The organism is Candidatus Margulisiibacteriota bacterium (assembly GCA_028706105.1).
Classification (GTDB): Bacteria; Margulisbacteria; Riflemargulisbacteria; order GWF2-35-9; family DYQY01; genus DYQY01.
Window position 1 is genome coordinate 1 of the sequence record JAQWCF010000090.1, and the last position, 6,459, is coordinate 6,459.

The following is a 6,459-nucleotide window of genomic DNA, read 5'->3' on the forward strand; positions in this document are numbered from 1 at the left end:
CTTTTTGCTCATCCGCATAGTTTTATAGATTATGAAACAACAATATGTTTTGATGATGAAGGCGTTTCGGGCGTTCAGACAACATGGTATTTTGACGAGATGTTTAGTTCTTTTGTGGAAGCTTATGATGTTGATGGTGACAGAATTTTTTCTGATGCTGAGGTTAAAGTATTAAAAGCAGAGGCTTTTGATAATCTAAAGGAACATAATTATTTTTCTAAATTTTACATAGATGGTAAGATTTTTTATCCAACATTTATTAAGGATTTTAAGCCATTCTTTGTGGAAGATAAAATAGTGTATTCATTTTTTGTGCCTTGTCATGTTCAGGCAACAGCTATGCCTAAAGAAATGATTGTAATGTTTTTTGATCCAACATATTACATTCATGTAGATCCTGTAAAGAAAGAAGCTGTGTCCTTTGAAAATGATCATAATTATTCTGTTGTGGTTAATAGAGAGAAGCGAAAACAGGATGCCTATTACCAGAACGTAATTGTTCCAGCGGGTTTTAGAGTTAGGTTTAGTAAAAAATGAAGATTAGGTTGATGATATTGTTATTGTTTGCAGGTTGCTTGTTTGCTAATCCAATGTTGTCTGGTAGTAAAATAAAAGAAGAACGGAAGTGTGTTATTAATGCTTCTATTTTATCACCAGTTGTGGCTCAATTATCAATTATTCAGAAAGATTTAAGAAAAGAAATAGTTGTTAGATCACGGTCTAGTGAGAGAAGCCAGACAGGTGTTATTTTCTTAGTAATGGGGATGGTGTTTTTGTATGGAGTTATTCATGCAATAGGTCCTGGTCATGGAAAAATAATAGCTATTTCTTATTTTATGGGGGAGAAGGCCAATCTTCTGAAAGGAATTTTTTTCGGGTTTGTATTTAGTTTAATACATTCCACATCTGCGTTGATTTTGTTTTTGTCTATGAAAGCATTTGCAATAGTAGCTCCTTTTGTTGGGGCATCTAAGTACGAGATTTTAATGCAGAAATTTAGTTTTTATCTAGTAGCAGCGATAGGCGCATATATGTTAATAAAAGCGCTTAATGATATTAGATCAAATTCGGTTGAGCAGGATACCGTTAATGGAGTTATTTTACCTTTTACTTTGGGATTAGTTCCTTGTCCTGGCACTTTATTGTTTCTTGCTTTTTTTTCATCAATCGGTTTGTTTTGGTTTGGAATTCTTTCTGTTTTTGTAATTGCTTTGGGCATGGCAGTTTCTTTGTCTATTATTTCAATTATAGTGATTATTTTTAGAGATAAAGTAGTTAATCTGATAGGAAGTAAAACTAGAGGGGTGTTTTCTTCTTTATTAAGCATTAGTAGCGCGATTTTTCTGATTATTATTGGTTTGTTGCTAGGCTACTCTTTGTAATTGTTTTCTTTGTCGTTAGTTTAGCTTGAAGCGAGCTTAGGTAGTAGCTTCAATAACTAAAACATCAGAATCGGAAGTAAAGTTTTCTTTATTGAAACTTCCATAGGTGACGATATTGTTAAATCCACAATCATGAAGAAGAGTGAGTAAGTTCTGCGGTCTGATAGGGTATAGGCTTGTCTCTGATATTTTTTCTTCTTTTGTTTTTTTAGAGGTTACGATTGTTCTAAAGATAACCTTTTCATTGTTTAGCAGGTCATATTGTCTCTCAAAGAGGAAGTTGTCTGTTTCTATATTTTTTAACAGAGTGATGTTTTGAGCAAATATTTTCTCATAATTAAGTATTTGAAGGACAAGTTTCCCGTTTTTACGTAGTAGCTGATGACAGCCACTAATAAACATTTGAATGTCTAAGGAAGAGGGTAGATGCACTAAGGTATTTCCAAGACAACTAAGAACTGAAAAGGAGTGGTTGAAAAAGAAATTATCTATGTGTGTCATGTTCATTTGTTTGAAGTCTAGATGATGGCTATGTTGTTTGCTGACAGCTTTTTCTATCATAGAGCGGTCTAGGTCTATGGCCGCAATATAGTTGAAGTGTTTGTCTAGGGCAATTGCTAGTTCGCCTGTACCACAGCCTATTTCAAGTAGATTTTTGGGCTCTGTAATGTTTGTCGCAAGATTTATAAAAAAAGTTTTTTGTGCTTCACTTACAGGAAAAAGTTCATCGTATATGTCTGAAAAGTTTTGATACATTATTTTATTCTTTTATAAATTCCAGTTATCATTTGTGAAAAAGAACTGCCTTTGGAGGAGAACAAAAACTCCTCACTTATTTCTAAAATTTCATCACCATTATTGGCAACAGCAACAATGGTTTTCCCGCCTTCTCCCATTTGGCTACCCAGCGTGGTTTTGTCTTTTTTAATGGTATAGTTTTTATTAATATTCCAAGATGAGTCCTGGTCTAATCTTTTAATGTTAGTTTTCGTCACCCTGTCTGTTGCTTCATCAATTTCTAGCGTAACCTCAAACAGGTTTCCTTTATCTACAGATTCAATAACCTTACCCGTTTGGTGGAGAGAAACGCTTTTGATTTGCTTGTAAACTCTGGTTTGAGCGAAAGTAATCCCAAGAATTATTAAGACTGGGATGATTATTAAAAGAATTTTTTTCATATTATTTCCCCTATTGTATTGTTACAGCATATCCTGAATTTTCCAAGTATCGTTTCAGTTTATTCCCTTGAGTTGCGGTTGGCTGATAGTAGTATTCACCATCTGACTCGATTGTCATTTTTACGTCATTATTTTGATTAAATAGTCTAACCATGACAACTAAGTCTACGTATTGGTCCTTTTGGCTGATTGCTTTAAAGGTAGTTTCTTCATATTTAGTTAAGTCATGCTGGATGTCTTTTGTGTTGAGCTGAGTTGTTTTTTCTTTGTAAGTTTCCAGTTGAGCAGGGATGTACATTTGTCCTAAGTAGATGCGATAGGCGCCTGTGTTTTCGTTGCGATATAGAATCTTGTAACCATTGAGCAAGGCATAGTCTGTTAGAAGTGGTGAGAGAGTTTTAACGTCTACATTGTTAACAACCATATTTGTTTGGCAACCAGTTAGAATTAGCATGATTGGCAAAAACAGTATAAATAATATTTTTTTCATAGATATATTATACAACGTTATCAAGGAAATAGTTCCTTATTAAAATTATATCACCTCCCGCCATTTACCAATCGCTTTGCTCTGGTTCATGGCACCTTCCCTTAAAAAGGGAAGGATTGTTTGTGTTTAATATTGTTCCTGAGCAATGCTCCCGCAGGTTGAGTGATGAATAATGAAAATAGTTGTAAATCACAGGGTGATGAAAAAGTTCCCAAATTTTAATTTTCGAGTTTTGCGAAGGAACGAAGGGTTTATAAGGGCTGCGGAAGCCCTTATAAACTAGCCATATATTCAATCAACTTATCACAAGTTTCGGTGCTTAAACAATGTTCAACTTTACAAGCTTCTGAATCAGCAAAGGCTTCGTCCATACCAAGAATGTGCTGGAAAAAATCTTTTATGGCTAGGTGCCTGGTTTGAATTTTTTTTGCTATTTCTCTCCCCGTAGAAGTAAGCTTTATGTTTTCTCTAGGTTTTTGAGAAACTAACTTTTTTGAAATAAGCGATTTAATCATTTCTATAACAGATGGAGGTTTAATATTAAGCTCTTCCGCTAGATTTTTTACTCTTGTTTCAATATTTTTTTGTTCAAGTACAAGTAGCGCTTCTAAGTAATCTTCCATTGCAGCCGTTGGCTTCATGCAATCGCTCCTTTTTGTTGTTGACATTGTTCTTAAAATATTATAAATTAGGCATACCTAATTTGCAAGTGTTAGGCAAGGAGAAATATGGAAGTAAAATTGTCTGAATTAAAACCAGGAGATAAAGCTGAGATTCTTTCTGTTAAGGCTTTAGGTGAAATACGCCGACGCCTATTAGATCTTGGGGTAACCAAGGGTTTAAAGATTAAGCTTATTAGAAAAGCACCATTGGGAGATCCGATTGAAATATCTTTTCGTGGCTGTTATTTAACCTTGCGAGTGGAAGAAGCCGAGAGTATAAATGTTGTGAAGATTGGTGAGGTTGGTGACGGAAAACCTATGGGCAACCAGAAGAAAATTAAGCATTGTAAAATTGGAGAGCATGATGGCAAGTAATGTTATTACTGTTGCCTTGGCTGGGAACCCAAATAGCGGAAAAACTTCTCTGTTTAACGAGTTGGTTGGAGCAAATCAAAAAGTTGGCAACTGGTCAGGTGTTACAATTGAGAAATCTGAGGGTACAGTAAATCATAATGGCTTTACTCTTAAGTTTGTTGATCTTCCTGGTACATATTCTTTAACGGCCTATTCTCCAGAGGAAGTTATTGCTAGAAATTACCTAATAGAAGAACGACCAGATGTTGTGGTCAATGTTGTTGATGGAACTAATCTAGAAAGGAATCTAGCTCTTACGGTTCAGTTGATGGCACTTGAGGTAAATATGGTGGTTGCCTTAAATATGCATGATGAGGTCGTTAGACAAGGAACGAAAATAGATATTGAACTTCTTGAGAGGTTGTTAGGTTCTCATGTTGTTCCAACCTCGGCAGTCAAAAAAACAGGGCTCAATAATTTATTTGATCATATTATTAGAGTTTATTCTGGTTTGATAGTGAGCGCTAAGGATAAGCTTTCTTTTAGTGAACGGATAGAAGAAAAAATTGCTGAGTTGGAGCAGTTGTTAAAAACAGAAAGTGGCCTAGATAAATATTCAACTAGATGGTTAGCTATAAAATTATTAGAAAATGATAAACACGTCTATTCTGAAGTGAAAGAGTATCCTGTTTGGTTAAGAATAGGAAAAATTTTACAAGATACTTATGATGATTTTGAACAAAAGGGATACGACGATCCAGAATTGGTGATAGTTGAAGATATAAATGCATTTATTCGAGGAGCTGTCCAAGAGACAGTAATCTATAAAGTTAGAGAGAGTAAAACTCTTACAGACTGGATAGATACTTTTTTGATAAACAGATTTTTAGGCTTACCTTTTTTCTTTGTAATTATGTGGCTTGTTTTTCAGTTTGCGTTTAGGCTGGGAGAAGCTCCAATGGGGTGGATTGAGTTAGGATTTAAGTATTTAGCCATAGGTGTGGGTTATGTGTTGCCTGCTGGAATACTGCACTCAGTAATTGTAGATGGTATTATTTCTGGTGTTGGCGGGGTTGTGATATTTCTCCCTAATATTGTTTTATTATTTATTGCTTTATCTTTTCTGGAAGCGACTGGCTATATGGCTAGAGCAGCTTTTGTAGTGGATAAAGTAATGCACTTTGTGGGTCTTCATGGTAAGTCTTTTTTGCCCATGATAACTGGGTTTGGTTGTTCTATTCCAGCAATTATGGCAACACGAACACTTAAAAACAGGGGTGACAGAATCGTGACGATGATGATAATCCCCTTCATGAGTTGTGGGGCGAAACTACCTGTTTATGTGTTGCTGATTGGTGCTTTTTTTGCTCCAGAGATGGCAGGAAACGTGTTGTTTGGTGTTTATTTGTTTGGAGTTGCGATAGCGCTTGTTTCTGCAGTTTTATTAAAGAAAACTATTTATAAAGGTGAGTCTGAGCCTTTTGTAATGGAGTTACCACCATACAGAATGCCAACTTTAAAATCTATTTTTTTCCAAGCAAAGATAAAAGCAGAAATGTATTTGAAAAAAGCAGGAACAATTATTTTGCTTGCATCAGTGTTGATTTGGGTGGCAAGCAGTTTTCCGCATAGTCAGGCAATTAAGCAGAACTTTCAGGAGCAGAAGGTTCAGGTCGTTAAAAGTAATTATGTTGATAGTGAAAAGCAGTCCTTGGTTGCTGAATTAGGCCTGATGGAAGCTTCAGCACAATTGGAATACTCTATTGCTGGCAGAGCTGGAAAGCTACTGGAGCCAATTATTAGACCGTTAGGCTTTGATTGGAGAATAGGCATAGCGTTGGTTACTGGGTTAGCTGCAAAAGAGGTTGTTGTCTCTACCTTAAGCACGATATATTCTTTGGGTGAAACTCAAGATGGTATTACTGATTTGAGAGCGGCATTGCAACAAGATCCCAATTTTACGAAGGCAACTGCCTTGTCGTTAATGGTGTTTGTCCTTTTGTATATTCCTTGTGTTGCAGCGATGGCTGTTTTTAGACAAGAAGCTGGTTCTTGGAAAATAGTAGGTATTTATTCTGTCTATGCTCTTTCGGTTGCGTGGTTAGCTTCATTTGTTGTTTATAGGGTTAGCTTGCTTTTATTGTAGCCTCTCTCAGTCAACTTCAGTGACAGCTCCCCACTTAAGGGTGAGCAGAATTGGTTGTTTACTCAACAAACTTTATTTCATAGCTAACTTTAGCTAATTGCTTTAGTATTTGGTTAACTCCACAGTATTTTTCTAGTGATAAATCGATAGCTTTTTTTGCTTTGTCCTTTGGGACACTTTTACCAAATTCATAAATTAGGTGGATTTCTTTATAGTATTTAGGATGTTCAGCGGATAGTTCTGCATT

General features: G+C 35.6%; 9 protein-coding genes. 4 read left to right on the top strand and 5 right to left on the bottom strand.

All coding sequences use genetic code 11. From position 1 onward, the window contains the following. Window positions 1–537, top strand: a 537-nt coding sequence (locus PHF25_08180) for a DUF1007 family protein (GenBank protein ID MDD4527993.1), incomplete at its 5' end; no start/stop codon positions are given. After that, window positions 534–1,382 (top strand): hypothetical protein, encoded by an 849-nt coding sequence (locus PHF25_08185; GenBank protein ID MDD4527994.1) that lies wholly within the window; start codon window positions 534–536, stop codon window positions 1,380–1,382. The genes PHF25_08180 and PHF25_08185, both read left to right, overlap by 4 nt. Before the next feature lie 36 nt (window positions 1,383–1,418). On the opposite strand, the gene PHF25_08190 is transcribed toward PHF25_08185, so the two are convergent. The 4 genes from PHF25_08190 to PHF25_08205 all read right to left on the bottom strand — a co-directional run bounded on the left by PHF25_08190 (window position 1,419) and on the right by PHF25_08205 (window position 3,691). Next, the gene (locus tag PHF25_08190; GenBank protein ID MDD4527995.1) at window positions 1,419–2,138 is read right to left on the bottom strand and encodes a class I SAM-dependent methyltransferase; all 720 of its coding nucleotides are present in this window, start codon (window positions 2,136–2,138) and stop codon (window positions 1,419–1,421) included. Beyond that, window positions 2,138–2,560 (bottom strand): hypothetical protein, encoded by a 423-nt coding sequence (locus tag PHF25_08195; GenBank protein ID MDD4527996.1) that lies wholly within the window; start codon window positions 2,558–2,560, stop codon window positions 2,138–2,140. The genes PHF25_08190 and PHF25_08195 overlap by 1 nt, the downstream gene beginning before the upstream one ends. A gap of 10 nt (window positions 2,561–2,570) precedes the next feature. Continuing rightward, window positions 2,571–3,050, bottom strand: a complete 480-nt coding sequence (locus PHF25_08200) for a membrane lipoprotein lipid attachment site-containing protein (protein ID MDD4527997.1) — start codon at window positions 3,048–3,050, stop codon at window positions 2,571–2,573. A gap of 272 nt (window positions 3,051–3,322) precedes the next feature. Beyond that, on the bottom strand, window positions 3,323–3,691 hold the full coding sequence (locus tag PHF25_08205) for a metal-dependent transcriptional regulator (protein MDD4527998.1): 369 nt from the start codon (window positions 3,689–3,691) through the stop codon (window positions 3,323–3,325). 87 nt (window positions 3,692–3,778) lie between these two features. Between PHF25_08205 and PHF25_08210 the strand changes: the two genes are divergently transcribed. Next, window positions 3,779–4,087 carry a FeoA family protein gene (locus PHF25_08210; GenBank protein ID MDD4527999.1) on the top strand — a complete coding sequence of 103 codons (309 nt, stop codon included), beginning with the start codon at window positions 3,779–3,781 and terminating at the stop codon, window positions 4,085–4,087. Then, a complete protein-coding gene (feoB, locus tag PHF25_08215; GenBank protein ID MDD4528000.1) occupies window positions 4,074–6,212 on the top strand; it encodes a ferrous iron transport protein B in 2,139 nt (712 codons plus the stop codon). Before PHF25_08210 ends, feoB begins: the two co-directional genes overlap by 14 nt. Before the next feature lie 58 nt (window positions 6,213–6,270). On the opposite strand, the gene PHF25_08220 is transcribed toward feoB, so the two are convergent. Beyond that, window positions 6,271–6,459: hypothetical protein (locus PHF25_08220; protein ID MDD4528001.1), on the bottom strand; the 189-nt coding region annotated here is incomplete at its 5' end.

Bases quoted from the DNA above. Each gene is read 5' to 3' on its own strand.
- PHF25_08185 (MDD4527994.1), top strand. From the start codon at position 534: ATGAAGATTAGGTTGATGATATTGTTATTGTTTGCAGGTTGCTTGTTT.
- PHF25_08190 (MDD4527995.1), bottom strand. From the start codon at position 2,138: ATGTATCAAAACTTTTCAGACATATACGATGAACTTTTTCCTGTAAGT.
- PHF25_08195 (MDD4527996.1), bottom strand. From the start codon at position 2,560: ATGAAAAAAATTCTTTTAATAATCATCCCAGTCTTAATAATTCTTGGG.
- PHF25_08200 (MDD4527997.1), bottom strand. From the start codon at position 3,050: ATGAAAAAAATATTATTTATACTGTTTTTGCCAATCATGCTAATTCTA.
- PHF25_08205 (MDD4527998.1), bottom strand. From the start codon at position 3,691: ATGAAGCCAACGGCTGCAATGGAAGATTACTTAGAAGCGCTACTTGTA.
- PHF25_08210 (MDD4527999.1), top strand. From the start codon at position 3,779: ATGGAAGTAAAATTGTCTGAATTAAAACCAGGAGATAAAGCTGAGATT.
- feoB (MDD4528000.1), top strand. From the start codon at position 4,074: ATGATGGCAAGTAATGTTATTACTGTTGCCTTGGCTGGGAACCCAAAT.